This window comes from Parasphingorhabdus flavimaris, from assembly GCF_013371215.1.
Lineage (GTDB): Bacteria > Pseudomonadota > Alphaproteobacteria > Sphingomonadales > Sphingomonadaceae > Parasphingorhabdus > Parasphingorhabdus flavimaris.
In genome coordinates this window covers 228625-254605 of record NZ_JABWMH010000005.1, presented here as the reverse complement: position 1 = coordinate 254605, position 25981 = coordinate 228625, and the positions used below count along the sequence as shown (strand labels likewise).

The 25981-nt window shown below is 59.1% G+C and carries 28 protein-coding genes; 15 read left to right on the top strand and 13 right to left on the bottom strand.

Going from position 1 to position 25981, the window contains the following annotated elements; genetic code table 11:
• Window positions 1-17 precede the first annotated feature (17 nt).
• Window positions 18-569, top strand: a complete 552-nt coding sequence (locus tag HUO14_RS15890) for a TetR/AcrR family transcriptional regulator (protein ID WP_246255727.1) — start codon at window positions 18-20, stop codon at window positions 567-569.
• A 15-nt stretch (window positions 570-584) separates the two neighbouring features.
• Here the strand turns inward: HUO14_RS15890 and HUO14_RS15885 are convergent, their stop codons facing one another.
• Window positions 585-1025: a VOC family protein gene (locus HUO14_RS15885; RefSeq protein WP_176280810.1), complete on the bottom strand. Its 441-nt coding sequence runs from the start codon at window positions 1023-1025 to the stop codon at window positions 585-587.
• Window positions 1015-1710 carry a hypothetical protein gene (locus tag HUO14_RS15880; RefSeq protein ID WP_176280809.1) on the bottom strand — a complete coding sequence of 232 codons (696 nt, stop codon included), beginning with the start codon at window positions 1708-1710 and terminating at the stop codon, window positions 1015-1017. The genes HUO14_RS15885 and HUO14_RS15880 overlap by 11 nt, the downstream gene beginning before the upstream one ends.
• Before the next feature lie 90 nt (window positions 1711-1800).
• Here HUO14_RS15880 and lnt point away from each other — a divergent pair, with 90 nt between their 5' ends.
• From lnt to HUO14_RS15860, 4 genes are all read left to right on the top strand, one after another.
• Window positions 1801-3348, top strand: coding sequence for an apolipoprotein N-acyltransferase (gene lnt / locus HUO14_RS15875; RefSeq protein ID WP_176280873.1), 1548 nt, complete (start codon window positions 1801-1803; stop codon window positions 3346-3348).
• A gap of 69 nt (window positions 3349-3417) precedes the next feature.
• Entirely contained in the window at window positions 3418-4629 is a 1212-nt protein-coding gene (metK, locus tag HUO14_RS15870) for a methionine adenosyltransferase (protein ID WP_176280808.1), read from the top strand.
• 31 nt (window positions 4630-4660) lie between these two features.
• Window positions 4661-5356, top strand: coding sequence for a tRNA (guanine(46)-N(7))-methyltransferase TrmB (trmB, locus tag HUO14_RS15865; RefSeq protein ID WP_176280807.1), 696 nt, complete (start codon window positions 4661-4663; stop codon window positions 5354-5356).
• 189 nt (window positions 5357-5545) lie between these two features.
• Window positions 5546-6523 (top strand): metal-dependent hydrolase, encoded by a 978-nt coding sequence (locus HUO14_RS15860; protein ID WP_176280806.1) that lies wholly within the window; start codon window positions 5546-5548, stop codon window positions 6521-6523.
• A gap of 15 nt (window positions 6524-6538) precedes the next feature.
• On the opposite strand, the gene HUO14_RS15855 is transcribed toward HUO14_RS15860, so the two are convergent.
• From HUO14_RS15855 to rplU, 3 genes are all read right to left on the bottom strand, one after another.
• Complete coding sequence (locus HUO14_RS15855; RefSeq protein ID WP_176280805.1) at window positions 6539-7090, bottom strand: GNAT family N-acetyltransferase; 552 nt, start codon at window positions 7088-7090, stop codon at window positions 6539-6541.
• 194 nt (window positions 7091-7284) lie between these two features.
• Window positions 7285-7554, bottom strand: coding sequence for a 50S ribosomal protein L27 (gene rpmA / locus HUO14_RS15850; protein WP_067197476.1), 270 nt, complete (start codon window positions 7552-7554; stop codon window positions 7285-7287).
• Between the two features lie 3 nt (window positions 7555-7557).
• Window positions 7558-8058 carry a 50S ribosomal protein L21 gene (gene rplU / locus HUO14_RS15845; RefSeq protein WP_176280804.1) on the bottom strand — a complete coding sequence of 167 codons (501 nt, stop codon included), beginning with the start codon at window positions 8056-8058 and terminating at the stop codon, window positions 7558-7560.
• Between the two features lie 217 nt (window positions 8059-8275).
• Here rplU and HUO14_RS15840 point away from each other — a divergent pair, with 217 nt between their 5' ends.
• Window positions 8276-8791 (top strand): hypothetical protein, encoded by a 516-nt coding sequence (locus HUO14_RS15840; protein WP_176280803.1) that lies wholly within the window; start codon window positions 8276-8278, stop codon window positions 8789-8791.
• A gap of 51 nt (window positions 8792-8842) precedes the next feature.
• On the opposite strand, the gene HUO14_RS15835 is transcribed toward HUO14_RS15840, so the two are convergent.
• From HUO14_RS15835 to HUO14_RS15815, 5 genes are all read right to left on the bottom strand, one after another.
• Entirely contained in the window at window positions 8843-9904 is a 1062-nt protein-coding gene (locus tag HUO14_RS15835) for a class I SAM-dependent methyltransferase (RefSeq protein ID WP_176280802.1), read from the bottom strand.
• A gap of 58 nt (window positions 9905-9962) precedes the next feature.
• Window positions 9963-10514, bottom strand: a complete 552-nt coding sequence (locus tag HUO14_RS15830; RefSeq protein WP_176280801.1) for a gamma carbonic anhydrase family protein — start codon at window positions 10512-10514, stop codon at window positions 9963-9965.
• Entirely contained in the window at window positions 10511-11080 is a 570-nt protein-coding gene (locus tag HUO14_RS15825) for a GNAT family N-acetyltransferase (RefSeq protein WP_176280800.1), read from the bottom strand. The genes HUO14_RS15830 and HUO14_RS15825 overlap by 4 nt, the downstream gene beginning before the upstream one ends.
• Complete coding sequence (hemB, locus tag HUO14_RS15820; RefSeq protein WP_176280799.1) at window positions 11073-12074, bottom strand: porphobilinogen synthase; 1002 nt, start codon at window positions 12072-12074, stop codon at window positions 11073-11075. Before hemB ends, HUO14_RS15825 begins: the two co-directional genes overlap by 8 nt.
• Window positions 12075-12146: 72 nt before the next feature.
• Window positions 12147-13715, bottom strand: coding sequence for a M23 family metallopeptidase (locus tag HUO14_RS15815; protein WP_246255725.1), 1569 nt, complete (start codon window positions 13713-13715; stop codon window positions 12147-12149).
• A gap of 205 nt (window positions 13716-13920) precedes the next feature.
• On the opposite strand from HUO14_RS15815, the gene HUO14_RS15810 reads away from it, so the two are divergent.
• From HUO14_RS15810 to HUO14_RS15785, 6 genes are all read left to right on the top strand, one after another.
• Entirely contained in the window at window positions 13921-16710 is a 2790-nt protein-coding gene (locus HUO14_RS15810) for a helicase-related protein (protein WP_176280797.1), read from the top strand.
• Between the two features lie 172 nt (window positions 16711-16882).
• The gene (gene fdxA, locus HUO14_RS15805; protein WP_176280796.1) at window positions 16883-17221 is read left to right on the top strand and encodes a ferredoxin FdxA; all 339 of its coding nucleotides are present in this window, start codon (window positions 16883-16885) and stop codon (window positions 17219-17221) included.
• A gap of 307 nt (window positions 17222-17528) precedes the next feature.
• The gene (locus HUO14_RS15800; RefSeq protein ID WP_176280795.1) at window positions 17529-18059 is read left to right on the top strand and encodes a CarD family transcriptional regulator; all 531 of its coding nucleotides are present in this window, start codon (window positions 17529-17531) and stop codon (window positions 18057-18059) included.
• 154 nt (window positions 18060-18213) lie between these two features.
• Window positions 18214-18957 carry a head GIN domain-containing protein gene (locus tag HUO14_RS15795; protein WP_176280794.1) on the top strand — a complete coding sequence of 248 codons (744 nt, stop codon included), beginning with the start codon at window positions 18214-18216 and terminating at the stop codon, window positions 18955-18957.
• Between the two features lie 45 nt (window positions 18958-19002).
• On the top strand, window positions 19003-19644 hold the full coding sequence (locus HUO14_RS15790; RefSeq protein WP_343046117.1) for a class I SAM-dependent methyltransferase: 642 nt from the start codon (window positions 19003-19005) through the stop codon (window positions 19642-19644).
• Window positions 19641-20348, top strand: coding sequence for a GIN domain-containing protein (locus HUO14_RS15785; RefSeq protein WP_176280793.1), 708 nt, complete (start codon window positions 19641-19643; stop codon window positions 20346-20348). Before HUO14_RS15790 ends, HUO14_RS15785 begins: the two co-directional genes overlap by 4 nt.
• 14 nt (window positions 20349-20362) lie before the next feature.
• Here the strand turns inward: HUO14_RS15785 and HUO14_RS15780 are convergent, their stop codons facing one another.
• The gene (locus tag HUO14_RS15780; RefSeq protein ID WP_176280792.1) at window positions 20363-20572 is read right to left on the bottom strand and encodes a hypothetical protein; all 210 of its coding nucleotides are present in this window, start codon (window positions 20570-20572) and stop codon (window positions 20363-20365) included.
• Between the two features lie 164 nt (window positions 20573-20736).
• Here HUO14_RS15780 and HUO14_RS15775 point away from each other — a divergent pair, with 164 nt between their 5' ends.
• A complete protein-coding gene (locus tag HUO14_RS15775) occupies window positions 20737-20940 on the top strand; it encodes a hypothetical protein (protein ID WP_176280585.1) in 204 nt (67 codons plus the stop codon).
• A gap of 51 nt (window positions 20941-20991) precedes the next feature.
• Entirely contained in the window at window positions 20992-22350 is a 1359-nt protein-coding gene (locus tag HUO14_RS15770; protein WP_176280791.1) for a PQQ-dependent sugar dehydrogenase, read from the top strand.
• A 1-nt stretch (window position 22351) separates the two neighbouring features.
• On the opposite strand, the gene HUO14_RS15765 is transcribed toward HUO14_RS15770, so the two are convergent.
• Together HUO14_RS15765 and HUO14_RS15760 are read right to left on the bottom strand one after the other, a co-directional pair.
• Entirely contained in the window at window positions 22352-23182 is an 831-nt protein-coding gene (locus tag HUO14_RS15765; RefSeq protein WP_176280790.1) for a DUF815 domain-containing protein, read from the bottom strand.
• A gap of 2 nt (window positions 23183-23184) precedes the next feature.
• Complete coding sequence (locus HUO14_RS15760) at window positions 23185-24936, bottom strand: acyl-CoA dehydrogenase family protein (RefSeq protein ID WP_176280789.1); 1752 nt, start codon at window positions 24934-24936, stop codon at window positions 23185-23187.
• A 52-nt stretch (window positions 24937-24988) separates the two neighbouring features.
• On the opposite strand from HUO14_RS15760, the gene HUO14_RS15755 reads away from it, so the two are divergent.
• Window positions 24989-25948 carry an L-threonylcarbamoyladenylate synthase gene (locus HUO14_RS15755; RefSeq protein WP_176280788.1) on the top strand — a complete coding sequence of 320 codons (960 nt, stop codon included), beginning with the start codon at window positions 24989-24991 and terminating at the stop codon, window positions 25946-25948.
• Window positions 25949-25981: the final 33 nt, after the last annotated feature.

The following is a 25981-nucleotide window of genomic DNA, read 5'->3' as shown; positions in this document are numbered from 1 at the left end:
CGGAAGCAAGTCGTGGCATGGCGCTCGCGGCCGCCCGCGATTTGCTGATTGAATCCGGCCCGCAATCGGTCACTCTGAAGGCGGTCGCCGGACGGATCGGGCGTACCCATGCTAATTTATTGCACCATTTTGGGTCGGCCTCGGGCCTGCAAAAGGCGCTCGCGGCCTATTTGTCCGACGAAGTATGCGGCGTGATTGCGCAGGCGATCATGAAAACCCGCAGCGGAGAGGGGACCGTGCGAGACATTGTCGACCTCACCTTCGACGCTTTTGACAAACAGGGAGCCGCGGCGCTCTGGTCCTGGATGATGCTGACCGGCAACGAAGACGCGCTCGATCCGATTGTCGATGCGATTCACGCTCTGGTCGACGATATCGGCGAAGGTGGGCACGAAGACCACGAAATGCATGAAGACACGCTGGCGCTGGTTCTGATGGCGCTGGGTGATGCGCTGATCGGTGAGCGCCTGTCCGGTTCGCTGGACCTGGCACGCAATTCCGCCCGTGATATGGCTGAACGCCAGTTGGGGCACGCCCTCGAACGCTGGCAGCAGGAGCATGAAGCCTAGGCTTCAATCACCGGTCTAGTCTTTTGCGAATAGCTGATCGTCGCTGGCAAAGGCCTTGAACTCGAGCGCGTTGCCGCTGGGATCACAAAAGAACATCGTCGCCTGCTCGCCGGCCTGTCCCCTGAAGCGGACCGTCGGGGCGATGACAAAGTCGGTGTCTTTCGCGATCAGCCGGTCGGCCAGCGCCTGCCAGTCGGGCATCGTCAACACGACTCCGAAATGGGGAACCGGTACCTGTTCGCCATCGACCGGGTTGAGCAGTTGGCGGCCATCCATATGCTCGTCGAGATGGGTGACGATCTGGTGTCCGTAGAGGCTGAAATCAACCCAGTGACTGTCGCTGCGGCCTTCCGGGCACCGCAGCAGGTCGCCATAAAATGCGCGCGCTTCGGCAATGTCACGTACCGGGAAGGCGAGGTGGAAGGGGCGTAGCGGACTCGACGGTTCAGTGCTCATATTTGCGGCCTTTGTCTTCGGGTGCGGCGAGGGTGAAACAATGATCATAATCGAGGTCGGAACCCTGGCCGAGCGCCTCCTGTTGCCTGGCATCGGCCAGCATCGTTTCGCGCTCCTGCGTCAGCAGGATATCGCTTTCCTGACCGCTGAGCCCTTCCGCGCGCATCTTGTCGCGGGCGCGACTGTCGAGAACTGCGGCGAGAGTCTTGAGATCCTGCGCCGTCTTGGACAGACCTTCGCGGCTGTGAACCTCTTCATATGCCAGTTGCAGCATCCCGGCGCACTGGTTGAGGTCGGGCTTGGGCCTGGGCGGTATCGCGATATCGAGCAAGGGCAGGCATTGCGCCATTTCCGTTTCGAAGACCTCGTCTGCGGCGGCACCATTGCCGCCCTTGGCTTGTTGCGCCGCGACCGCGGCCACAATCTCCTGCCGGACCTCTTCTCTGCTCCTGCCCGTCTCGCTCATGATCCGTTCCCCGACCAGCCCGGCATAGGTCGCGCCGCGTTCGATAAGCAGTGGATAGTCGAGAGCGCTGGCAACGCCGCGCTCCTGTTCGGATGCGATGATCGCGAGGACGGCGACACAGGTGAGGTCGCGGCTCTGCGTTTCGGTGAGCGGCGTCGCTTGCGCCGTGGCCGGTTGCGAGAGGGCGAGCATCAGGAGAGCGATCAGGTTCATCGGCATGCAATAGCAATGAAATCCATGTTCCGGCAATTAGCAATTGAATGGCGACACCGAACACGGCAAAAGCCGCCGGTGTCAAAACTTCAAGATATGATCACCCGCCATCCTTACGGAATTTCGCTGCTTGCCGGCGGAATCAGCGCGACCGGCTTTGCGCCGCTGAACCTGTGGCCGCTGACGCTGCTGATGCTGGCTCTGTGGATCGCCATATTGATCCAGGCGCAGAGTCGCAAAGCCGCCTTTTTCGCCGGCTGGCTTTTCGGCCTCGGCCATTTCATCATCGGCCTCAACTGGATCGCCAAGGCCTTCACCTTTCAAGCAGCGATGCCGGGATGGATGGGCTATGTCGCGGTGGTGCTATTGTCGCTCTATCTGGCGGTGTTCCCGGCCTTGGCTGCTATTATGGCATGGTCGCTCGGCAGGAAGAGCCCGTGGGCCTTCATCCTCGCCCTGGCCGGAGCATGGATCGTCACCGAATGGTTGCGTAGCTGGGTGTTCAGCGGGTTTATTTGGAATCCCCTGTCCGTGACATTGCCTTCTGGCCTGTGGGCCGGCTCTGCCCTTGTCGGTACATATGGTCTCGCGGCGGTCGCTATAATCGTTGCGGGGCTCTGTTTGCAGATCGCCGTCGCTGCGAGCGGCCGGCGCTGGCGGCAGGCGTCGATCATGGCGCTGCCCGTCATTGTCATTCTTTCGCTGGCAGCAGTTATGTCGCCCCGTGCGGGCGCGGGCAAAGCGCAGGATGGTTCCCCCATCACCATCGTCCAGCCCAATATCGGCCAGCAGGACAAATGGAAGGCAGGCTATGAGGCCGAAAATCTTGCAAAACTTGCTGGACTGACAACAAGAAAAGATAGCGAACCGCGCATCCTGTTCTGGCCGGAAGCAGCAATCCCCGATTATCTCGAGACCGGATATCCGGCCCGCTATTATTACGGCCGCCCGCCCGAAATGGTGCGCCAGCAACTGGGTGCGTTGATGAAGCCCGGCGACGTGCTGGTGCTGGGTGCGCTCAAACTCGAATTTGACGAAGCCGAAGGCCGAGCGGTCGGCGCGCGCAACAGCGTCTTTGCGATGGATCAGCAGGGCGAACTATTGGGACGCTATGACAAGAGCCATCTGGTGCCTTATGGCGAATATCTGCCGATGCGGCCGCTGTTGTCGGCGATCGGCCTGTCCCGTCTGGTGCCCGGTGATTTTGATTTCTGGCCGGGGCCCGGACCCCGTTCGCTCGATCTCGGCAAATTTGGCAAGGCCGGGCTTCAGGTCTGTTACGAGATCATATTCTCGGGACAGGTCGTCGATCGCGACAATCGGCCGGACTTCATCTTTAATCCCTCGAATGATGCCTGGTTCGGAGAATGGGGACCGCCGCAGCATCTGGCGCAGGCGCGATTGCGGGCGATCGAGGAAGGCTTGCCGGTCATCCGCTCGACCCCGACCGGCATTTCAGCCCTGATCAATGCCGACGGCGCCATCGTGGCGAGTGTGCCGATGGGTCAGGCGGGCAGGATCGATGCAAATCTGCCGCCGGCCAAGTCACCCACGGTTTTCGCGCGCTACGGACAGATATTGCCGCTGGCTCTGGCGATATTTTTGCTGTTGTCTGCCATTGCCATAAGGGTTCGCGGTCGCTAAAGCACATATAAACTTTTCCTTATGTCCCATAGGTCGACCCCATTTGCGACCATAATTCAGGATTTAGCTATGCGCTCAGAATTTATTTTCACGTCCGAATCGGTCTCTGAAGGCCATCCTGACAAAGTATCCGACCAGATTTCAGACACCATCGTTGATCTGTTCCTGTCCAGGGACCCCGAAGCGCGGGTGGCTTGCGAAACCCTGACCACCACCGACCGGGTGATTCTCGCGGGAGAGGTTCGCGGCGAGGGCATGATCGATACCGACGGCAATTGGGCGCCGGGCGCTCTGGAAGAAATCGAGAATGCTGTCCGGCAGACGGTCAAGAAAATCGGCTATGAGCAAGACGGCTTTCACTGGCAGAACCTGACCTTCGAAAACCATTTGCACCCGCAATCCGCCCATATCGCCCAGGGCGTTGACGAAAGCGGCAACAAGGATGAAGGCGCCGGCGATCAGGGGATCATGTTCGGCTATGCCAGCGACGAAACACCGGATCTCATGCCCGCGACATTGCAATATTCGCATCAGATATTGAAACAGATGGCCAACGACCGCCACAGCGGCAAGGCGCCGTTCCTCGAGCCTGACAGCAAAAGCCAGGTAACCCTGCGCTATGTCAACGAAGTGCCGGTAGAGGCGATTGCCCTGGTGGTGTCGACCCAGCACGCGCCAGGCTATTTCAAGGACAGCGACAATCCTGCACTTTATCAGGAATTGCGCGACTATGTGATGGGCGTGTTCCACTCGGTGTTGCCCGAGGGCTTCATCACCGACAAGACCGTGATCCACGTCAACCCGACCGGCCGCTTTGAAATCGGCGGGCCCGACGGCGACGCCGGCCTCACCGGTCGCAAGATCATCGTCGACACCTATGGCGGCGCGAGCCCGCATGGCGGCGGCGCTTTCTCCGGCAAGGATCCGACCAAGGTCGATCGCTCCGCAGCCTATATTACCCGCTATATGGCGAAGAATATCGTCGCAGCCGGCCTTGCCAAGCGTTGCGCGATCCAGCTTTCCTACGCCATCGGCGTCGCCGAACCGCTGTCGATCAACGTAGATCTGCACGGCACCGGGACGGTCAGCGAAGAGAAGCTCGAGGAAATCTTGCCAAAGCTCGTTCGCCTCACGCCCAAGGGCATCCGCACCCATCTTGGCCTGAACAAGCCGATCTATAGCCCGACCGCCGCTTACGGCCATTTCGGTCGCAAGGCAGAAGGTGATCTGTTTACCTGGGAACGGACCGACCTGGTGGACGCGCTCAAAGCCGCGGTCTGAACAAGCTCTTGTCGGCAGAAATCTCAGCGTCATGACCGCAAATAACGAAGGTGATCCGACCACGATCCGCCAGCTATATGGCCGCCGTCAGGGTCATGCGCTGCGCGACCAGCAGGTCGAGCTGATCGAGAAACTGCTGCCGCAAATCGCTGTCCCGGTCGAAGGTCCGGTGTCATCGAAAACGTTATTCGACGGCGATCGGCCGATGCATTTCGAAATCGGTTTTGGCGCCGGGGAGCATCTGGCCACCCGTGCGGACATGCTTCCCGATCACGGCTTTATCGGTTGCGAGCCCTATCTAAACGGCGTGGTCGGCGCATTGCAGCATATTCGCGATAAACGCTTGGCCAATGTTCGCCTGCACATGGGCAATGCGCTGGATGTGCTGGAAAGAATTCCGGACGGCTCGCTGAGTTTTGTCTATCTGCTCCATCCCGATCCATGGCCAAAGGCGCGCCACGCCAAGCGGCGATTCATGAATCACGGGCCGGTCGACATGATTGCCGCAAAGCTGAAGCCGGGCGGGGAATTTCGGTTCGGCACCGATCATCCGGTCTATCTGGAATGGGCCTGCATGATCATGAACCAGCGCAGCGAGTTCGAATGGCTGTGCGACGGTCCGGAAAGCTGGACGAACCGCCCGGGTGGCTGGCCGGAGACACGTTATGAAGCCAAGGCCCGGCGTCAGGGTCACGATGTCTGGTATTTCCGCTACCGTCGCATGTAAACCAATGGGTTTCAATCTGCACCTTATCAGATGCTTGAAATTCCGCCATTTCCGGCTGTGGTAACCAATTTTCAACCATGATCGTTAGGCATGTTGCCATGCCGAACCTTAACCTTCCTTGTCTAGAAAACGCTTAACCAGAACCATCGGTTGGGTCGCTACCAATCAAGACAAGAGGTTTAAAAACATATGGACAGAATTCCAGCGACGGCCAAATCACCGACCGATGCCGAGCGCCCCCAAGAAACCGACGCCCGAAAAAACCCGACGCCGATCGATCTCAATATCCAATGTCGCAACCGGCATTTTGCCAGCGCGGTGATCGAACGCCGCCGCTGGATCGGTGGTGACCCCTATGCGTCGGCATTTTTTAATTGCCTGTCGGCGATCTTCCCCAAGGGTGAGGCGCTGTTTATCGAGGTGCTGAAGAAATATCGCGACCGTACGCCACCCAAGTTGCAGGGCGAGATTCGTTCCTTCATCCAGCAGGAAGCAACCCACAGTCGCGAGCATCATTTTTTCAACCAGCATCTGGCTAGTTGCGATCTGGATATCTCGCGGCTTGAAGAGTCGATCAGCAACGTTGTGTCATATATCAGGGCGCAGCCGGAGATAATCCATCTCGTCGCGACCATGTGTATCGAACATATCACGGCGATTCTGGCCGCCGAGGTGATTGCCAATCCGCGGCATTTCGAACATGCCGACGAGGAGCAACGCAAGCTCTGGCTGTGGCATTCCTCGGAAGAGGTCGAGCACAAGGGCGTGGCCTATGACACCTGGCTTCACATAACCAGGGACTGGAATCCGCTGAAACGCTGGTATGTACGCAGCGCGTTTATGGCCAAGATCTCCCTCGGCTTTACGATAAACCGGACCAGGGGCGTGATCGATCTGCTGCGCCAGGATGGCATCACCGGATTCCGCGCATGGATCGGGCTTGCCCATTATGCGCTGGTCGGCCCCGCTCCTCTGCGGCGGACGATATGGCCGTGGTTGCAGTTTTTCAAACCCGGCTTCCATCCGTGGGACATCGATGATCGCCACCTCATTCAGCTCGCCGAGAGCGAATATGAAGCGGCGATCATGGATCAACCGCCGGTGACTGTCGCCGCCCTGGTCCCCAAAGATGCGCCGGTCGAGGAATATGTTAAAAAAGTAGCCTGACCGGCTCTGATGGAATCAGGCTGCCATCGGTCGCATGATGTCGCTATCGTCATCCGCGGCCAATTGCAGCCTGAACTGGACCGCGTCCACTTTTTCGCCCCGTCCCTTCGAATAGCGCGGCGCAATCTGGCCAGTGGGCCTGAAACCGAGCTTTCTCAAGACTTTTCCGGACCCGGGATTGTCGACAAAATGCTCCGCCAGCATGTCGCGATGACCAACAGCCCGGGCAATTTCTATCGCTGCACGGCCCGCCTCGGTTGCATAGCCGCGTCCCCAATGACCGCGGGCAATCCAGTAGCCGATTTCAAGCTCTCCGGCACCCAGATCGCCAAATCCGATCGACCCGACCAGCTGCGGTGATCCGGCAGTCCGCCGGAAAATAAGGAAATTGGGTTGAAGGACAGGCCTTTCCATGGACAGGAACTGCTCGGCATCCTCGCGTTCATAGGGCCAGGGGGCCGACCCGAGGTTGCGGACGACCGCCTGATCGTTGATCGCGGCATGAACGGCGGGCGCGTCTTCGGGCCAGCCTGGTCTCAATAATAATCTTTCGGTCCGTGCAAACATTTCGACTCTCCACAGTCTGCTATCGTCTGCCCCTATGTCGTGACCGGCCACTAGGAGGGAACGGTTACAGCATGGAGACATTCTTACAGGGAGAGACAAAAAAAGGGAGAGGATGACCCTCTCCCTGAAATTGGTGGTTCCTTGGAACCTGCCGGGTCATCCTGCTGGAGGACAACCCTTTATCGATTGTCCGGTTATTCTGCGGCTTCCGCCATAAGGTCGACGGACACATATTTGCGACCGAGCTTGCCCTTGTGGAATTCCACTTTGCCGTCAACGAGCGCAAACAGGGTATGGTCCTTGCCCATACCGACATTGCGACCCGCATGGGTCTGGGTTCCGCGTTGGCGGATGATAATATTTCCGGCGACAACAGCTTCGCTGCCGAATTTCTTTACGCCCAGACGACGACCTGCTGAGTCGCGTCCGTTGCGGGATGAACCACCTGCTTTTTTATGTGCCATGGTTTAGTCCTCTTTCTTCGCAGCCGGCTTTTTGGCTGCTGGCTTTTTAGCTGGAGCCTTCTTGGCAGCAGCTGGTTTGGTTTCTGTCTTTGCAGCAGCCTTTTTGGCTGGTGCCTTCTTGGCCGGAGCAGCTTTCGCTTCTGCGGCTGGCTTTTCAGCAGCAGGAGCAGCTTCTTTCTTCGCTGCAGCCTTGGCCGGAGCCTTTTCGGAACCGATCGCGCTGATCTTCAGCACGGTATGCTGCTGGCGATGGCCGTTTTTGCGGCGATAATTGTGCCGGCGACGCTTCTTGAAGATGATGACCTTCTCGCCTTTTTCCTGGGCGATAATTTCAGCCGCAACGGTCAGGCCCTTGAGGTCCTTCATGTCGCCACCGTCTCCGGCCAGCAAAACGTCGTCCAGAGTGATCGAATCACCAGCTTCACCGGCTAGTTTTTCGACTGCGATAATATCTCCTGCGGCAACCCGATATTGTTTGCCGCCGGTGCGCACAATTGCGAACATGGCTTTTTTTCCGTTTCAAATTTGTGGTTCCAGCGCACAAGCCCGTTGACGCGAGTCTCTCGGCCCACGCTGGAAAGAGTGGGCAGCTAACCGATGAGGCTGGCGCTGTCAACCGGCTTAAGGCGATTTTGGCTATTCGGCGGACCTGGCAATGTTCCGTTCGATCCTCGGATATTCGCCGTTGCAGAGGGGATAAGCCTAACCTAAAGACAGAGCAATGAAAAAACTCTCAGCTTCGATGACGATTATCGCTGTTACGCTGTCCGGTTGCGCGATGAGCGAGGGCGATTTTCCATCGCTTCAGAAACGGCCCTATGAAGATGGTGCTGCCATAGCTGAATCGGAGACGCTTCCTGCCGTCGAGATCGCACTGCCCGCTGACGTCCAAAGCGATCTGAACGCCGCAGTGGCGCGAAGCGGGGCGGCGCACAGCCAGTTTCAGTCCCGACTTCCAGCCGTCAAGCGGCGAGTCGATGCCGCGCGCAATGCCGCGGTATCCAGCGAATCATGGGTCGCCGCGCATGTGGAACTGGCCGCGCTCGAGGGCGACCGGAGCCCGTCGGTCGAGGCCTTGGCCGATATAGACGCGCTTTTTCGGGGCCAGCTCGAGCGGGAAACGGTTGCAGGCGAATCGGGTGGTACGACCATCATCGCCCGGCAGCGCGATGTCGTGCAGGCGCAGGTGGACCGCCAGCAAACCGAAATCGACGCCATGATGAACCGGCTGCGCTGATTCGAAACTGATCTGCAGCCGATTCGCCCTGCAAGCGATGTGCTGCTTCTGTCAGCCGCTTACCTCCAGCACCATATTGGTCGGGGTTTCGGTTGCGCGCCGTACGGATGAAAAGCCGGCTTGATCGAGAACTTCCGTCAAACGCTTTTGCCCGGCCTGTGCTCCGAGGCCCAAGCCGACTTCTTGCGCCAGTGAAGCCGGGGTGCAGATGGTCGTCGAGAAAGCGTAGAAAATTTGGCCAAGGGGATGGAGATTGTCTTCCATCCGGTCTCCTGCGAGCGGCTCGACCAGCATGAACGTGCCGTCCGGCCGCAGCGCCTTGCGAATATGCGCGGCCGCACCCACTGGATCTCCCATGTCATGCAAGGCATCGAAAATACAGGCGAAGTCAAAACCATCTCCTGTGAAATCCTGCGCCTTGGCGACCTGGAATTCGACATTGGTCACACCCGCCGCTTTGGCTTTTGCCCTTGCCTCGATGATCGACGGTTCATGAAAGTCGATGCCGTGGATCACCGAATCGGGATAGGCCTGCGCCATCAGCACTGTCGATGAACCGTGGCCGCAGGCGATGTCGGCAACCTTGGCTCCGGCCTTTAACTTGGCCTCGACGCCGTCCAGAGCAGGAATCCACTGATCGATCAGGCAGGCTTCATAACCGGGCCGGAAAAACCGGTCGGTGCCGCAGAAGCAGCATGTCGAATGATCCCCCCAGGGCCTGCCTTCGCCGGACTTGAACGTTTCGACCGCTTTTGCCTGGGTTTCAAACTGGGATACGACACTCTGGAAAAATCCCTGCATGCAGGCCGGTTGGCCTTCGCGGGAAAGGACCAGAGCCTGTTCGGGGCTTAACGAAAAAAGATCACCGTCCGAATGATGGGTGACATAGCCTGCCGCCGCATTGGAACCGAGCCATTGGTATAGATATTTCGGGTTCAGGCCTGTTTTTGCGGCCAGCGCGTCGACGGACAGGGGGCCGGCGCCATCCATCGCTTCATATACGCCCGCCTGATCGCCGAGATAGGACATGAAAATCGCCATCGCACCGGCGACGTCACCAATGACTTTGCCCGCCAGCTGCTCGACTTTGTTTGTATCTATATGTTCAGTCATCTCGCCGTCTCCCAAAAACAGCGACCCGGTCAGAGGACTAACATATTAGGTCAGCAACTTACAGGGCGTCGATGGCTGCCTTGTGCGCCTTGGCATTCTCGACATAATGGGCAACGCCCATGCGCATGCCGGCAATCGCCGGTTCGGTCAGATCGCGCATATATTTGGCTGGCGAACCGGCCCATAGCTGCCCCGCAGGGATGCGCTTGTTGGGGGTCAGTATCGCACCGGCGGCGAGCATCGCGTCGCCTTCTATTACACAGCCGTCCATGACCGTCGTGCTCAGGCCGACGAAAGCGCGGTCTTCCAGCGTCGCGCCGTGCAGCATCACCATATGACCGACCAGTACGTCATCGCCGATGATCGTCGGGTTGCCATTGGGCGTGGCTGGCGTCGCGCTGTCGCAATGGATGGTGGTGCCGTCCTGGATATTGCTGCGCGCACCGATGCGGATGAAATTCACGTCGGCGCGAATCACGCAATTATACCAGACGCTCGATTCGGGACCGATTTCGACATCGCCGATAATCTTGCAGCCCGGTGCAATAAAGGCGCTGGGATGGATTCTGGGAGTTTTGCCATTGAACGGCAGGATGAGGGGGGCTGTCATATTCCGGAGTTCCATTCGTCAGCTGTGATTTTGTAGACAATAGTCGGATTCAGCTCTGGGCCATAATTGGGATCGTGAAAATCCAGTTCGGGATGGTGTCGCATGCCGAGGCGCTTCATCAACCCCCGGCTCGGCTCGTTGCCCGAGACCGTCAGCGCGACGACATAGGGCGCGTTCCAGCGGGTAAAGGCGGCGTCCATGCAGGCGGTGGCGGCTTCCTTGGCATAGCCTTTGCCCCAGGCATCTTCACGCAGGCGCCAGCCGATTTCATGGGCGCCGGTCAGCTTCGGCTGCGGCGCGTTGACGCGTTTCAGGCCGCAAAAGCCGAGAATTTCCTGATCGGACTTGCGCTCGATGATCCAGAATGTGTGCCCGAAGTCGCGATCATAGCCCTGCAGCCGTTCCATCGCTGCGTCGAATGTTTCCCGGTCCTGCACGCCACCCAGCCACCGCATCACGTTGCGGGTATTGAGATGTTCCATGAACGGATCAATGTCGCTCTTGCGCCATTTGCGCAGCAGCAGCCGTTCGGTTTCCAGAACAATATCGGCGGCTTTGTCAGCCATTGAGCAAGCGCGCGGCATCGGCCGCAAAATAGGTGAGGATACCGGAGCATCCTGCGCGTTTGAACGCGATCAGTTTCTCCATCATCAGCGCGTCATGATCGCCGACTCCGGCTGCGGCACCGACCTTGATCAGCGCATATTCGCCGGACACCTGATAGGCGAAGACCGGCACATTGAATTGCGATTTCGCGCGATAGATGATGTCGAGATAGGCAAGGCCCGGCTTGACCATGATGCTGTCGGCGCCTTCGGCAATATCAAAGGCGATTTCGCGAATCGCCTCGTCGCTGTTGGCCGGATCCATCTGGTAGGTCTTCTTGTCGCCTTTCAGCAGCCCGCCGGAACCCACGGCATCGCGGAACGGGCCGTAGAAGGCGCTGGCATATTTGGCGGAGTAGGCCATGATCTGGACATTGTGATGATGGGCCAGTTCGAGCACGTCGCGGATCGCGCCGACCCTTCCATCCATCATGTCCGACGGCGCGATGATATCGGCCCCGGCATTGGCCTGGTTCAGCGCCTGCTTGGTCAGCATGTCGAGCGTGCGGTCATTTGCGACATAGCCCTTGTCGTCGAGCAATCCGTCCTGGCCGTGGCTGGTATAGGGATCGAGCGCGACGTCGGTAAGAATGCCGATATCCTCGCCCAGCGCGTCCTTCACCGCTCTGGTGGCGCGGCACATCAGATTGTCGGGGTTGAGCGCTTCCTTGCCGTCATCGCTGCGCTTGTCCGCTGCTGTGTTGGGAAATAGAGCAAGGCAGGGAATGCCCAGGTCGCGGGCTTCCCGCGCCCGCTCTACGATGCCGTCGACCGACCAGCGCGAAACGCCGGGCAGGGCGGCGACCGGTTCCTCGACGCCCTTGCCTTCGGTGATGAACAGGGGCCAGATCAGATCGGATGGCGACAGATGCGTCTCCCGGACCATCGAGCGGCTCCAGCCATGGGTGCGGGTACGGCGCAACCGGCTGTGCGGGAAGGAGGCTTGCTGTGACATGGGCAATGCTTAGCTTAGCAGGCAGCGGCGCTCAACTCTTCTGTGCAACTGTTTGGAAGCCCGCTGCCGGGCCTAGCTCTTGAGCGGCTTGTTGAGCCGGTTGATCTCGCGTTCGGGCGCGGCTTGTGCCGTGGTACTTTTCAGCGTGCCCAATGCGGCGCCCGGCACGACAAGTTTCAACTTCTGCAACTCGCCCTTGAAGCGGCGCAATTCCCGTCCGCCCAGCTGGGCGCGTTCGACAAATTTGACCGAGCTGGGATTGATCGCCCGCCCACCGCGATAGAGTTCATAGTGGAGGTGCGGGCCGGTCGACAGGCCCGTCGAACCGATATAGCCTAGGATCTGGCCCTTGCGGACCCGCCGTCCGTTGCTCACCGCAATCCGGCTCATATGGGCATAGCCCGAGGCCAGCCCGCCGCTATGTTGCACTTTGACAAAATTGCCGAAGCCGCCCTTGCGTCCGGCATAGGTGACGGTTCCGTCGGTCACGGCATAGATGGGAGCGCCATAGCCGCCGCCAAAATCCATTCCGCTGTGCATGCGCTTATAGCGCAGGATCGGATGGCGGCGCATGCCATAGCTGGAGGTGATCCGTCCGTTGGTTGGCCGGGCCAGTTCGCCATTCGACTGGCCGACGCCTGATGCCTCGAACCAGTTGGTCCGGCCACCGCTTTGCCATTTCAGCATCTGCGCCGCGGGCTTGCCGTCACGGTCGAGGCCGGCATAGACCAGGTCACCCACCTCGACCTCGCCGGTTTCGGCGCGGCGATAGGATATGATGATGTCAAATTCGTCCGTCGCGCGGATATCGCGGGACACGGACATTTTCGAGCCGATGACCTGGAGATATTTCTGGACCGCATCGGCGGGGGCTCCGGCGGCACGCGCCGAGCGATAGAGGCTCGATCCGACCGTGCCCTTGATCCGCAGCGGTGTATCATCGACCAGTATCGGCTTGCGGTTGAGTTTCAGCCGGGCGTTATCGCGGAGTATCTCGAGATTGAGGTCGAAGCGCGCGCGAAATGCCAGTTGGTCGAGTGGCCGGGCCTGATTTTTCGCTGGGCGACGGCCAAGAATGATATCGATCTTGGTGCCCGGCTTGATGTCGCCGAGCGAAACGGCACCGCTGACCAGATCATTGACCTGAGCAGCTTCGTCGCTGGCGACACCGGCGCGTTGCAGCACCCGGCGCAGGCTGTCGCCCCGGCCGAGCGTGGCGACCAGTTCGACCGAAGGTCGTTCGGGGCTTTCCGCCAGCGGCCGGACCGCATCGGTCGCGGCCATCCGGATGCCGGTGTCGGACCCGTATGCCAGCGGCGCGATCATCTGCGACCGGGCCTGGTCGGCGCGAAACCCGCTTAGCGGATCGGCGCGATGTCCGGCAATCGGTCCAAAATCGGGAAGCGCGCTGATTGCAAAGCCGCTCAACGCCACCAGTGTGACAAGACCGCGGAACCAGGACGGGCTGCCGATGTCGACGCCAAGATCGGGGACCCAGTCGACTTCTGCAAAATATTCACGCGCCTGGGCGAATTTTTCCCTGAAAGAAGGCAAGGGGGGCAGCGACGAGCCAAGGGAATCTGCCGCGATGGTTGCAGATCCCTGACCTTGGATGTCGATATCGTCGATACTCTTGAACAAACGAACCCCTTGGCGATACAATATAGCCTTGCATCTTATATATGAGCAACCTCTGTGCAGGAACTTGGTTAAAGTCAAATTAACCCGCCGTGCAGGCCGTTTACATGCGGCGAGTCGTGCAAAATCGCGGCTGTCCGGTCCGCGTTTGCGAAATTTTATACCATGGCGCTTGCAACTCTGTGTCTGATCGTCTGTTGTGCTGGCAATGTCCCGGTTATCCCAGTCGTCCCTTGTCGCCGTTCTCGGCCCGACCAATACCGGCAAAACCCATCTTGCCATCGAACGCATGTGTGCCCATTCGAGCGGTATGATCGGCTTCCCGCTCCGCTTGCTGGCGCGGGAAGTCTACGACCGTGTGGTTGCGCTCAAGGGGGCCAACCGGGTGGCGCTGGTCACCGGCGAAGAGAAAATCATCCCGAAGCAGGCGCAATGGTTTCTGTGCACCGCCGAAGCCATGCCGATGGACCGCGAATTTGCCTTTGTCGCGATCGACGAGGCGCAGATCGGTATCGATCCGGAGCGTGGCCATATATTTACCGACCGGATGCTTCATGCCCGCGGCCGGGAAGAAACCATGATCCTCGGGTCGGAAAGCCTGCGCCCGCTGATCGAGACCTTGCTGCCCGATGCCGAGATCATCACCCGGCCCCGCTTCTCCACCCTGAGCTATGCCGGATCGCGCAAGCTGTCCCGGCTGCCGCGCCGCTCGGCGATCGTGGCCTTCTCGCTGGAGGATGTTTACGCGATTGCCGAAATGCTCCGGCGCCAGCATGGCGGGGCGGCGATCGTCATGGGATCGCTGTCGCCGCAAACCCGCAACGCGCAGGTCAAAATGTATCAGGACGGCGAGGTCGACTATCTCGTCGCCACCGATGCCATCGGCATGGGGCTCAACCTCGACGTCACCCATGTCGCCTTTGCCGCGCTGCGCAAATTTGACGGCCGCCGCAGGCGGCGGCTGACCCTCGCTGAGATCGGGCAGATTGCCGGGCGCGCAGGTCGGCACCAGAAGGACGGGAGCTTCGGCACATTGTCCGGGCTGGATTCCTCCGACGAATTGCAGGCCGAGGATATCGAACGGCTGGAAGAGCATCGCTTCCCCGGGCTCGAGTGGTTATACTGGCGCAATGCCGAACCCGATTTCGGATCGCTCGACTGGCTGATCGGCTCGCTTGAGCAAAAGCCGCGACGCCAGCGCCTGCATCCCGCGCCGGAAGCCGTGGACCTCGCGGTGTTGAAGAAACTCGGACAGGACCCTGTGGTTGCCCGGCACGTCCGGTCGCCGGAGATGGTGCGGCTGCTCTGGGAAGCGGCCTGCATCCCAGATTTTCGCAAGGTCGGCGCGGACCATCAGGCCCGTTTCGTTGCTTCGCTCTGGCCACATCTCGCCAGCGGTTCGGGCCGAATTCCGCACGCCCGGATGGCGCAGGAAATTGCGCGGCTGGAAAATGTCCAGGGCGATATCGCCACGCTCGGCGCGCGCATCGCCGCTGCCCGCAGCTGGAGCTATATCGCCCAGAAAGCCCGTTGGGTGGAGCAGCCCGAGGTGATGGTCGAGCGCACCCGGGCGCTGGAATCGCGGCTCAGCGATGCGATGCACAGCCAGCTTACCCAGCGCTTTGTCGACAAGCGGACGCGGATTTTGATGCGCGGCCTGCTCAAGGACACGCTATCTCAGGATGTCAGTATCGACGGAGACGGTATGGTGCTGGTCGAGGGGCAGGAAATAGGAACACTCAAGGGCTTCCAATTTGTCGTGCCTTCCGATAGCCGGAGCGAGGACCGCAAGATGCTGCTTGCGGCAGCAGAAAGATATTTGGGACGTATTATGACGGAAAATGCAGACGCTCTAGCCAAGGCACCGGACAGCGTATTGACGCTGGAACCCGACGCGACCGGAACGCCAGCCATACTCTGGGGCGAATCCCGGCTCGCGATGCTGACCAAGGGCAAGTCTCTTTTGCAACCCGAGATCAAATTCGACCACGCGATCAAGGACATGACCCCCGAAGACGGTCAGAAAGTGATGGATCGCGTCAAGCTCTGGGTCGACGCGATGAAAGCCAAGCATCTTGACGGCCTGGTGAAAATAGACGCGCTGGCCAACCAGCCGGAAACGCCCGCAGCGGTGCGCGCGCTGTTCGCGCAGATTGTCGATGCCGGCGGCATATTGTCGCGGCGCGAGATCGATCAGGCGGTCCGTGCACTCGATAATGATATGCGCGGCCATGCCCGCCGCGCCGGTCTCGTGTTCGGCGCGCTGGATATTTTTCACCATGCGCTGATGAAGCCCGGTGCCGTGCTATGGCGTACCGCACTGTTCGCCGCATATGACGCGCAACCAATGATCGAGCGGACCCCCGACAATGCGGTGCATCTCAAGCAGGACGCCTTTGCCGCAGCGGACAATGCACCGCGGCTCGGCTTTCGCAGGATTGGCGGAGAATATATCCGCGTTGACATGGTCGAACGGTTAATCAAACAGGCCCATGAAGCCCGGCAGAAAGGGGCTGTATTCGCCATCGATCCTGCGCTGGCGACCTCCCTGGGCCTGTCGCAAAGCTGCCACGAAGCGTTGCTCGATCTTGCCGGTTTTGTTAAAACCAGTGACAAGCCTGCACTAGTGGAGCCGACCATTGTCGCCGAAGGTGCGGCGCCGGCGGCCGCTGCCGACAAGGCAAAAGCCGAAGCCGAACAGCCTGTTGTGCCGGACGCTGCGCCGGCGGCGGAAGCGCCGCCTGCACCAGAAACGGACGACAAGCCGGCGGAAGCAACGGCAAACAGCAATCCGACAGTGGAAGAAACCACCGCCGTCCAATATTGGCGGTGGAAGGGCATGGCGCGGAAGAATAATCGCGATCATGGAAAAAACCGTGGAAAACCGCAAAAACATGCCAAGGGCGCGCCCGCCAAACGCAATGCCGAGCCGGTGCTTGCGACCGCCGGCGGTGCCTTTGCCGAACTGGCTGCGCTCAGGGACAGTATGAAAAAATAGGATAGCGGCCTGGGCGGCAACGCCATCCTGGCGCAATCCGGTTATGAATTATCGCAAACCGACAATCGAAACAGCGGCTAAACCAACTGTTGACGTGTCAGAAATTGCACAATAGCTAGGGTCGGATTGACGACCTAAAATAGCCCACTGGTATAGGGGAGTTCGCGACCAGATGACTTATGTTGTTACCGAAGCCTGCATCAAATGCAAATATATGGACTGTGTCGAAGTCTGCCCCGTGGATTGCTTCTACGAAGGTGATAACATGCTGGTCATCAACCCCAGCGAATGCATCGATTGCGGTGTCTGTGAACCCGAATGTCCGGCTGAAGCGATTCTTCCCGACACCGAAGACGGGCTGGAAAAATGGCTTGAGGTCAACACCAAATATTCCGAGGAATGGCCGAATATTACGGTTTGCCGCGAACCACCGGCCGACGCCGACGAGTTCAAGGGCATGGAGGGCAAGTTCGAAGCGTTCTTCTCCGAGAAACCCGGCAAGGGCGACTAGTCTTGCATCTGACCCGGAGGGACTTGATCGTCCGTCCGGATCAACTGGTACGCCGCGCCTGAGTCATGAAATCCTGAAAACCGGCCGCCAGAGACAGGCGTTTCCGGTCAGGATCAGTTGTGCACTGCAACGAAAAATTGCTTTTTCGTTCCGAATCTGTTACACAATAGTTGCAATCGACTGAACACCTGAGCGTGCGGGTGGTGTTCGGTCGTTAAATATATGCACGAAAGGGTTATTTCGTCAGGCTATTACGAAATTCGAACGTGACCAGCGTTCTTTTCCATTGATTCAAGAAAGGCTATTTATGGCTGCTAATGTGCTGTCCTTTGATGTGGGCGATTATGTCGTTTATCCGAAACATGGTGTTGGCCGGGTTATTGAACTGCAAAATGAAGAAATTGCAGGCATGCAGCTCGAACTCTATGTTTTGCGTTTTGAGAAAGAGCGGATGACCTTGCGGGTTCCGACCAACAAGGCAGAAGGCGTAGGAATGCGCAAATTGTCTTCCGACAAGACGCTTCGTGAAGCGCTCGAAACCCTGAAAGCCAAGCCCAAGGTCAAGCGTTCCATGTGGTCGCGCCGGGCGCAGGAATATGAAGCGAAGATCAATTCGGGCGATCTGGTCTCGATTGCCGAAGTGACCCGCGATCTGTTCCGGGCCGACGACCAGCCGGAACAAAGCTATTCCGAACGGCAGATTTTCGAAGCGGCATCCAGCCGCCTTGCCCGCGAGCTCGCGGCCATGGAAGAAACAGACGAGCCGACCGCTCTGACAAAAATCCTCGAGATACTCAATATTGCTGCACCGCAATATTACGAAGTCAAGGAAGACTGATCGATAGATCAACGCCGTTTGTCGAAACAGGAAAGGGGTTGCCGCAACGATGTGGCAGCCCCTTTTTTTTTGTCCGTGCGGGAGGCAGAAGATTTGGGTTGATCTCCGTCGGAGGAGGGCGTATTAGTGCATTAATACAGCAACGGAGGTTTGGATGAAAAATATAGTGTTCTTGGCGCCACTACTGGCTCTTGCAGCTTGCGAAGGCTCTATCATTGACGCTGTCGGCGATGCCGCGTCCAGCACCAGCAGTTTTACGGACGGTAATCCGATCGGGACCAGTGCCAGCGACCCCGGCCCGTTCGAGGGCATAACGCTCGCCGGACCTGACAATATCGTCTTCACCACCGGAACGGAATTTTCCATCCGGGCCGAAGGGGATTCCGAGGCAATAGAGCAATTGCGCTACAGCATTTCCGGCGGCCATATTAAAATCGGCCGGGAAGGCAAGGGCATGTCGTCGAGCGATGGCGGCAAGGCGACGGTATTTGTCAGCGCTCCCTCTCTGCAAAGCGCGAAGCTCGCCGGTTCGGGCGACATGGAAATTGACTCGATGACCTCCGCCTCGACCAGGCTGAGCATCGCCGGATCCGGCAATATCCGGGTCGCCAATATCGAAACCGACTCGCTCGAATCCAAAATAGCAGGATCGGGCGATCTCGATCTGGCGGGAAGCGCCGAATCCGTGGACATATCGATCGCCGGTTCGGGTCATATCAGCGGCAAGGATCTGAAGGCCGCGAGCGCAAGCATATCGGTCGCCGGCAGCGGTGATGTCGAGCTGTCATCCGACGGATCGGTGGATGCCAAGGTGATGGGTTCGGGAGATGTCCGGATCCATGGCAATGCCAAGTGCACGTCACGCGCGATGGGGTCCGGCGATATAAGCTGCGGCTAGCCGCCACGGCAACATGCTGAAATCGCTTGGCGATCTGCCTGTGCTGTGGCAGATTTGCATGCGATGGCAAATCTCTGGGAAAAATACGCGGTTCCGAAGCTGATCCGCGCGGCATGCTCGCAGCCCGCGGTGATGAAAGACCGCAGCAAAATCGTCCCAAGGGCCGAGGGCGAGGTGCTCGAACTCGGCTGCGGTGGCGGGATTAATCTGCAATTTTACGACCGGTCGAAGGTCACCAGCCTGACCGGCCTCGATCCGTCTGCCGAATTGCTCGACTATACCCGCAAGGAAGCTGGCGATCGCGGGTTCAAGATGACGATTGATGCCGGCATCGGCGAGGCCATGCCCTATGCCGACGGCAGTTTTGACACCGTGCTGACCACTTTCACGCTCTGCTCTGTCCAGGATGGCAAGCAGGTGCTGTCGGAAATGCGCCGCGTGCTCAAGCCGGGCGGGAAAATCCTGTTTCTCGAACATGGCCGGGCGCCCGACAAGGGGCCCGAAAAATGGCAGCGGCGGATCGAGCCGGTCTGGAAACATATTGCCGGCGGATGCCACCTTCATCGACCGGTTTCGACCCTGATTGAAGCAAATGGGTATCAATTGGTCGAAAATGGGGGCCATTATGCACCAAAAACGCCGCGCTGGCTCGGCTGGATGGAATTTGGAGAGGCGCGACCGATATGAGAAATTTTTCCCTCTTGCTGCTTTCGGCAACGCTGCTGCTTTCATCCGCAGCCCAGGCGGCGGAACGCAAATTCTCGATATTCGGATTTGACGATATCCGGATCGGCAACGGGGTCAATGTTGTCCTGACCTCGGGCAAGGGGCCATCCGCCCGCGCGGAAGGCGAAACCCGCGAATTGCTGGACAGGGTTTCGCTGCAGAAAAATGGCAAACAGCTGACCGTTTCGGTGCAGAACAAATCGCTCAGTGGCGACAATTACGAGGCAGACGCGCCGGTCACGCTTTACCTCAGCAGCTATGCCATCACCAATATCACCCATCTCGGCTCGGGTTTGGTGACACTCGACAAATTGTCCGGCCGCATCCCGCGCGTGCGGCTCGGCGGCTTCGGGACTCTGCGGATCGATTCGGTCGATGCCGACCGGCTCGATGTCTCGATGGCCGGCGGTGGCCAGATCGTCATGTCCGGAAAGGCCCGCGACGCGGTCCTCCAGCTGCAGGGCGCCAGTATTTTTGAAAGCCCCGGTCTCACCGCGGAAAAACTCACTTTGGCCCAGCGCGGCCCGGCGCGCAGTCAGCTGGCCGTGAAGCGCGAAGCGGTGATCACCAACCATGGGGCTGGCCAGATCGACATAGCCGGCAAGCCCAATTGCATGGTCCGGACCGACGGTGCCGCCGATATCATCTGCAATCCCGACCGCTAGAAGAGACCGTCAGATCAGTGGACGGTCCCGATCGACTGATCGATCGAAAGCAATACGCATAGCCGTTCCACCTGCCGCCATTTGCAATAGTGGAGATGATTGCCGACCGATCGGCTCTTGTCCGCGCGATTGGCCGCTTCCAGACCGGCTTCTTCGCCATAGTTGGAAATCAGCGTCTCTGCGTCGTTATAATGGGTAGAGTCTATAAATACGGGTAGTTGCATCTTAAGGCTCCTGTTTCAGGAAGCGACCCTGCCTCCGTTCTGAACCTTGGACAGTAGGATTGACGAGTGGAAATATCTTGAAAAGCTGAGGTTAACAGCGAGTTGACCATATCTTGAACGGGAATCTCTGGCCATGGGCCCCATCGTCGTTTAAGGCCTTTTTCATGAACCCCGAGACACCAAAACATGCTTCCAATTCTTCCAGTGACGGATCGGAAAACCGTCTGGGCGGAGGCGTGTTCATCGCGATTGGCGCGATCGTCGGCGTATTTGCCGGAGGCTTTCTGGGCCAGCCTTCAGCCGGTCTGCTAGCCGGCCTGGCACTGGGCGCAGCCGCTGCGCTGCTTGTCTGGCTCAAAGGCCGCTGAACCTTACAGACCGCGCTTGTCAGGACCTTTGACGCCATCTATTATCGCGTCATGTTGAAACATATCAGAAATGTCGCGATTCTGCTGATCGTCCTTGGCGTCGGCGCAGGATATTATTTCACGCGTGGCGATACCGCTCGCTTGCCGCTGGAGGCAACCACCGGGGTTGAACCGACGTTAAGCGATGTCCGTTCGGAAAACTTTCCAACCATCAATATTGCGAAGGCCGAACCCTGGGGCGAAGGCGAAGGTCCAGTCGCCGCGGAAGGGTTGGTCGTAGAACGCTTTGCCGAGGGTCTGGATCATCCGCGGAGCATGTTCCGCTTGCCCAATGGTGATCTTCTGGTCGCCGAGACCAACAGCCCGCCACGGACCAACAAAGGTATCGAAGGCTGGGTCATGCGCAATCTGATGAGCAAGGCCGGGGCAGGCACCGAATCGGCGAACCGGATAGTCCTGCTACGCGACAGCGATAAGGACGGTAAGGTCGACGAGCGTTTCCCGTTTCTTGAAAATCTCAATTCTCCGTTCGGCATGGCGTTGATCGAAGACACGCTTTACGTCGCCAATACCGACGCGGTCTATGCCTATCCTTATGTCGAGGGCGAAACCGCAATCACCGCCGAAGGACGCAAGGTTGCCAACCTCAATGCAAAGGCACCGAATAACCACTGGACCCGCGATTTGCTTGCCAGCCAGGACGGTAAATATCTCTATGTTTCGGTCGGATCGAACAGCAATATCGGCGAAAACGGCATGGACACCGAAAAACAGCGCGCCGCCATATTGCAGGTCGAACTCGCGACCAACAAGAAGGCGATCTACGCCGCCGGGATGCGCAATCCGGTGGGCATGGCATATCTGCCCGGCACCGACAAATTCTACACCGTGGTCAACGAGCGCGACATGCTCGGCAGCGACATGGTCCCGGATTATCTCACCGAGGTGCGCTGGGGCGCCCATTATGGCTGGCCGTGGCATTTTTGGGGCGGCTATGTCGATCCGAGGGTCGACCCGAAGAATCTCGACCACCGGCAATATGAGCGGCGTCCGGACTATGCGCTGGGTGCCCATGTCGCACCGCTTGGCCTTGCCTTTTCGCATGGTCAGGCGCTGGGCAAGCCATTTGCCAGCGGTGCGATAGTCGCACGCCACGGCTCGTGGAACCGCAAACCGCTGGCGGGCTATGACGTGGTCTATGTCAATTTCAACCTGCGCGGCGAGCCGGAAGGCAAGCCGGTCACGATTCTGAGCGGCTTCACCAGTGAGGATGACGTGGCGCGGGGTCGTCCGACGATGGTGGCTTTTGACCAGACCGGTGCATTGCTGGTCAGTGACGATGTCGGCGGGATCATCTGGCGGGTGTCGCGCAAGGACGCAGCCAAAGCAGACGCCAAGGCAGCGCAATAGGCTAGGTCAGAGGCTTTCCGGTTCGTCCGGCCAGTTCAACGATATATTGCCACGCGACACGGCCCGACCGGCTGCCATGCTGTTTCGCCCACAGAAGGGCGTCTTCGCGTTCGAGGCTCAGGCCATGGGCCGCGGCATATCGGGTGATGATCGCCAGATAGTCCTCCTGAGACGCGGCATGGAAGCCGAGCCGCAAGCCGAAGCGATCAGACAGCGCCAACTGGTCATCGACCGCGTCGCGCGGGTTGATCGGATCATCCTGCTCGCTCATCTGGCGTGGAACAATGTGGCGACGGTTCGAGGTCACATATAGTCGAACATTGGCTGGACGCTGGCTCGCGCCGCCCTCGAGCATGGATCGGAGAATGCGCGGCTCGCTGCTGCCTTCGACAAATCCGATGTCGTCGACGAACAATATGAACCGGCGCTTTTCGCGTGCCAGAAGGTCAAATAGCGCAGGCAGACTTGCGAGTTGGTCGGATGCGGCCTCGACCAGAGCAATATCGTGCCCTTGCTGCTGCAGCGCCCGGACCACCGCCTTTGACAATGCCGACTTGCCCATGCCACGCGAACCCCAGAGCAGCACGTCATGGGCTGCGTGGCCGTTGGCGTGGCGGCTGCTATTGTCTAGCAGACGGGCTTTCTGGGAATCGATGCCGGTGAGCAGATCGATGTCGGTCGGTTCAAATGGTTCGATCTCTCTGGCCCCGGCAGTATCCCAGAAAAAGGCATCACCGGATGCCCAGTCAGCCGGTCGGGCAGGTGGCGGCGCAAGCCGTTCCAGCGCATCGGCAATGCGCTCCAGAACGGCCTTGTTGCCCTGTTCGGTCACGATCAGCCAGCCAGTTCGGCGCTGCTGAGGCGATAGAGAATATCCGCTCCGCCCATCGCAGCAGCCTTGAGGCCCAATGCTTCCGGAACGATATGGTCGAGATAATAGCGGGTCGTCACCAGCTTGGCCTTGAGGAACGGGTCATCGCCGCTTGCCAGTTCGGCACTTGCAATCCGGTGCTGTTTCTTCATCAGCATGCCGCATGTCGCGGTCGCCAGCATGGTCATGAATGCATAGCTGCCGGCCAAACGGTCGTCGATGGATGCGTCGCCGCTTGCCATCCAGCGCATTATATCCTCGCAGGCGTTTGCCAGTGCCAGCAGATTCTCGTCTTCCCTGGCTTCGGACCGGATATCGGCAATCAGCGTGGCCATCGCCTCGCCACCATCGAGGCCCAGTTTACGGCCCACGAGGTCGGCGGCCTGAATGCCATTGGTACCTTCATAGATCGGTGCAATCCGGGCATCGCGGAAGTGCTGGCCGGCTCCGGTTTCCTCGATGAAGCCCATGCCGCCGTGCACTTGCACACCGATAGACGCGACTTCATTGCCGATGTCGGTGCCATAGCCCTTGATCAGCGGCGTGAGGATTTCGGCGCGGGATTTGGCGCCTTCGATGCCCAGGGTCGCGCGATCGACGCTCGACGTTGCATAATAAAGCAATGCCCGTGCTGCCTGTGTCAGCGCCTTGGACCGCAGCAACATACGGCGTACGTCGGGATGCTCGATTATCGCGACAGGGGCCTTGTCGCCACTGCCTGCACGGGCGGATTGTATGCGTTCTGCCGCGAACTGGCTGGCCTGCTGGGTTGCCCGCTCGGCAATCTGCACGCCTTGCGAGCCGACATTGATGCGGGCATTGTTCATCATCGTGAACATCGCCCTCATGCCGCCAAATTCGCCGCCGATCATCTCGCCAATACACTCGTCCTGCTCGCCGTAAGCCATGACGCAGGTTGGTGAGGCGTGGATGCCGATCTTGTGTTCGATCGAAACGCAGGTCACGTCATTGGGGGCACCGGGCTTGCCGTCCGCATCAAGATGATATTTGGGCACGATGAACAAGGAAATGCCTCTTGTCCCTTCCGGAGCGTCCGGTGTCCGTGCAAGCACGAGATGGACAATATTGTCGGTCAGATCATGTTCGCCAAAGGTGATATAGATTTTCTGACCCTTGATCCGGTATTTGCCGGCATGTTCGCCCTCAGTAATCGGCTCTGCGGTAGAGCGCAGGGCCCCGACATCGGAACCAGCCTGCGGCTCGGTCAGATTCATCGTGCCGGTCCAGGCGCCGGAAATCAGGTTTGGCAGATAATGCGCTTTCTGTTCGTCCGACCCGTGCACATGGATCGCCTCGATCGCGCCAAAGCTGAGCATCGGGCAAAGGGTGAAGGCGAAATTGGCGGCGCCGCAGGTTTCGAGGATCAATGCTGACAGCGAGTAAGGCAGGCCCTGACCGCCAAAATCTTCCGCTCCGTCAATCGACGCCCAGCCGCCTTCGACAAATTGCGCATAGGCCTGTTTGAACCCCTCGGGCATCGTGACCTTGCCGTCATCCCATTTGGCGCCGACGGTGTCGCCAATCCGGTTGATCGGCGCAAATTCACCTGCTGCAAACTGGCCGATGCCTTCGACAATGGCTTCGACCATATCGTCGCTCGCACCGGCAAAGCGCTCATGTTCAGCCAGCTCGCCAATTTCGGCAATATGTTTGAGGACAAAATTTTGTTCGCGACCGGGGGCTGTAAAACTCATGAATTTGCTATCCGTTGTTGCCTGATTTTCCGCAGCGCTATAGCGCAGGGTCATGTCTGGCTCAAATGATCATATTGGTGAACAGGCGCGCCGCTACGGCACCGCGACGATCGGCGAAGCTGTGGCGCGTTTGCGCGAAGGAGGGCTGGTCGCCGTTCCGACCGAAACCGTCTACGGTCTGGCTGCCGATTCGACCAATGCAGCCGCTGTTGCGGAGATATACCGGACCAAGGGCCGCCCGGATTTCAATCCGCTGATCGTCCACGCGGCCGATCTGGATTCAGCGAGGACGCTCGGACAATTTGGTGATCTCGCGACCCGGTTCGCGGAGGCTCTGTGGCCAGGGCCTTTGACACTTGTCGTCCCCAGAAACGAAAATTGTCCGGTTGCCGCGGCGGTGACTGCCGGGCTTGATACGATAGCCTTGCGCTGTCCGGCGCATCCGGTGATGCGCGAATTGCTGATGGAATCGGGCCTGTTTCTCGCGGCGCCATCGGCCAACCGCAGCGGCGGGATCAGCCCGACCACGGCGGATCATGTTGAACGCAGTCTGGGCGATAGCGCGCCGTTGATCTTGGATGGAGGTGCCTGTGAAACGGGCATTGAATCCACGATCGTTGCCGTTGATAATGGGAATTACCGGATATTACGACCGGGGCCGGTTACGCAGGCGGAACTTGAGCAAATCGCAGGTAAACCACCCACTATCGCGGATGGGGGTAAAATCGAAGCGCCTGGTCAGTTGGCGTCGCATTATGCACCCGAGAAACCGCTTCGCCTCAATGCAGCGACGGTTGACGATGATGAATATCACATCGGCTTTGGGCCAATCGCGGGCAACCGCAATCTGTCGCCGCATTCGGATTTGGCGGAAGCCGCCAGTCTTTTGTTCGCCGCGCTGCACGACGCTGACGCGAGTGGCAAAGCCAGGATCGCGGTGGCTCCCATCCCTGACAATGGTATCGGTGTCGCCTTGAATGACCGCCTCCGTCGTGCGGCTACGCCCGTATAATAGCCAGTTTACATACTATTACAGGTCCTCATC

Coding starts and splice junctions, on each gene's coding strand:
- HUO14_RS15890 (WP_246255727.1), top strand. CDS start 18: ATGGCGCTCGCGGCCGCCCGCGATTTGCTGATTGAATCCGGCCCGCAA.
- HUO14_RS15885 (WP_176280810.1), bottom strand. CDS start 1,025: ATGAGCACTGAACCGTCGAGTCCGCTACGCCCCTTCCACCTCGCCTTC.
- HUO14_RS15880 (WP_176280809.1), bottom strand. CDS start 1,710: ATGCCGATGAACCTGATCGCTCTCCTGATGCTCGCCCTCTCGCAACCG.
- lnt (WP_176280873.1), top strand. CDS start 1,801: ATGATCACCCGCCATCCTTACGGAATTTCGCTGCTTGCCGGCGGAATC.
- metK (WP_176280808.1), top strand. CDS start 3,418: ATGCGCTCAGAATTTATTTTCACGTCCGAATCGGTCTCTGAAGGCCAT.
- trmB (WP_176280807.1), top strand. CDS start 4,661: ATGACCGCAAATAACGAAGGTGATCCGACCACGATCCGCCAGCTATAT.
- HUO14_RS15860 (WP_176280806.1), top strand. CDS start 5,546: ATGGACAGAATTCCAGCGACGGCCAAATCACCGACCGATGCCGAGCGC.
- HUO14_RS15855 (WP_176280805.1), bottom strand. CDS start 7,090: ATGTTTGCACGGACCGAAAGATTATTATTGAGACCAGGCTGGCCCGAA.
- rpmA (WP_067197476.1), bottom strand. CDS start 7,554: ATGGCACATAAAAAAGCAGGTGGTTCATCCCGCAACGGACGCGACTCA.
- rplU (WP_176280804.1), bottom strand. CDS start 8,058: ATGTTCGCAATTGTGCGCACCGGCGGCAAACAATATCGGGTTGCCGCA.
- HUO14_RS15840 (WP_176280803.1), top strand. CDS start 8,276: ATGAAAAAACTCTCAGCTTCGATGACGATTATCGCTGTTACGCTGTCC.
- HUO14_RS15835 (WP_176280802.1), bottom strand. CDS start 9,904: ATGACTGAACATATAGATACAAACAAAGTCGAGCAGCTGGCGGGCAAA.
- HUO14_RS15830 (WP_176280801.1), bottom strand. CDS start 10,514: ATGACAGCCCCCCTCATCCTGCCGTTCAATGGCAAAACTCCCAGAATC.
- HUO14_RS15825 (WP_176280800.1), bottom strand. CDS start 11,080: ATGGCTGACAAAGCCGCCGATATTGTTCTGGAAACCGAACGGCTGCTG.
- hemB (WP_176280799.1), bottom strand. CDS start 12,074: ATGTCACAGCAAGCCTCCTTCCCGCACAGCCGGTTGCGCCGTACCCGC.
- HUO14_RS15810 (WP_176280797.1), top strand. CDS start 13,921: ATGTCCCGGTTATCCCAGTCGTCCCTTGTCGCCGTTCTCGGCCCGACC.
- fdxA (WP_176280796.1), top strand. CDS start 16,883: ATGACTTATGTTGTTACCGAAGCCTGCATCAAATGCAAATATATGGAC.
- HUO14_RS15800 (WP_176280795.1), top strand. CDS start 17,529: ATGGCTGCTAATGTGCTGTCCTTTGATGTGGGCGATTATGTCGTTTAT.
- HUO14_RS15795 (WP_176280794.1), top strand. CDS start 18,214: ATGAAAAATATAGTGTTCTTGGCGCCACTACTGGCTCTTGCAGCTTGC.
- HUO14_RS15785 (WP_176280793.1), top strand. CDS start 19,641: ATGAGAAATTTTTCCCTCTTGCTGCTTTCGGCAACGCTGCTGCTTTCA.
- HUO14_RS15780 (WP_176280792.1), bottom strand. CDS start 20,572: ATGCAACTACCCGTATTTATAGACTCTACCCATTATAACGACGCAGAG.
- HUO14_RS15775 (WP_176280585.1), top strand. CDS start 20,737: ATGAACCCCGAGACACCAAAACATGCTTCCAATTCTTCCAGTGACGGA.
- HUO14_RS15770 (WP_176280791.1), top strand. CDS start 20,992: ATGTTGAAACATATCAGAAATGTCGCGATTCTGCTGATCGTCCTTGGC.
- HUO14_RS15760 (WP_176280789.1), bottom strand. CDS start 24,936: ATGAGTTTTACAGCCCCCGGTCGCGAACAAAATTTTGTCCTCAAACAT.
- HUO14_RS15755 (WP_176280788.1), top strand. CDS start 24,989: ATGTCTGGCTCAAATGATCATATTGGTGAACAGGCGCGCCGCTACGGC.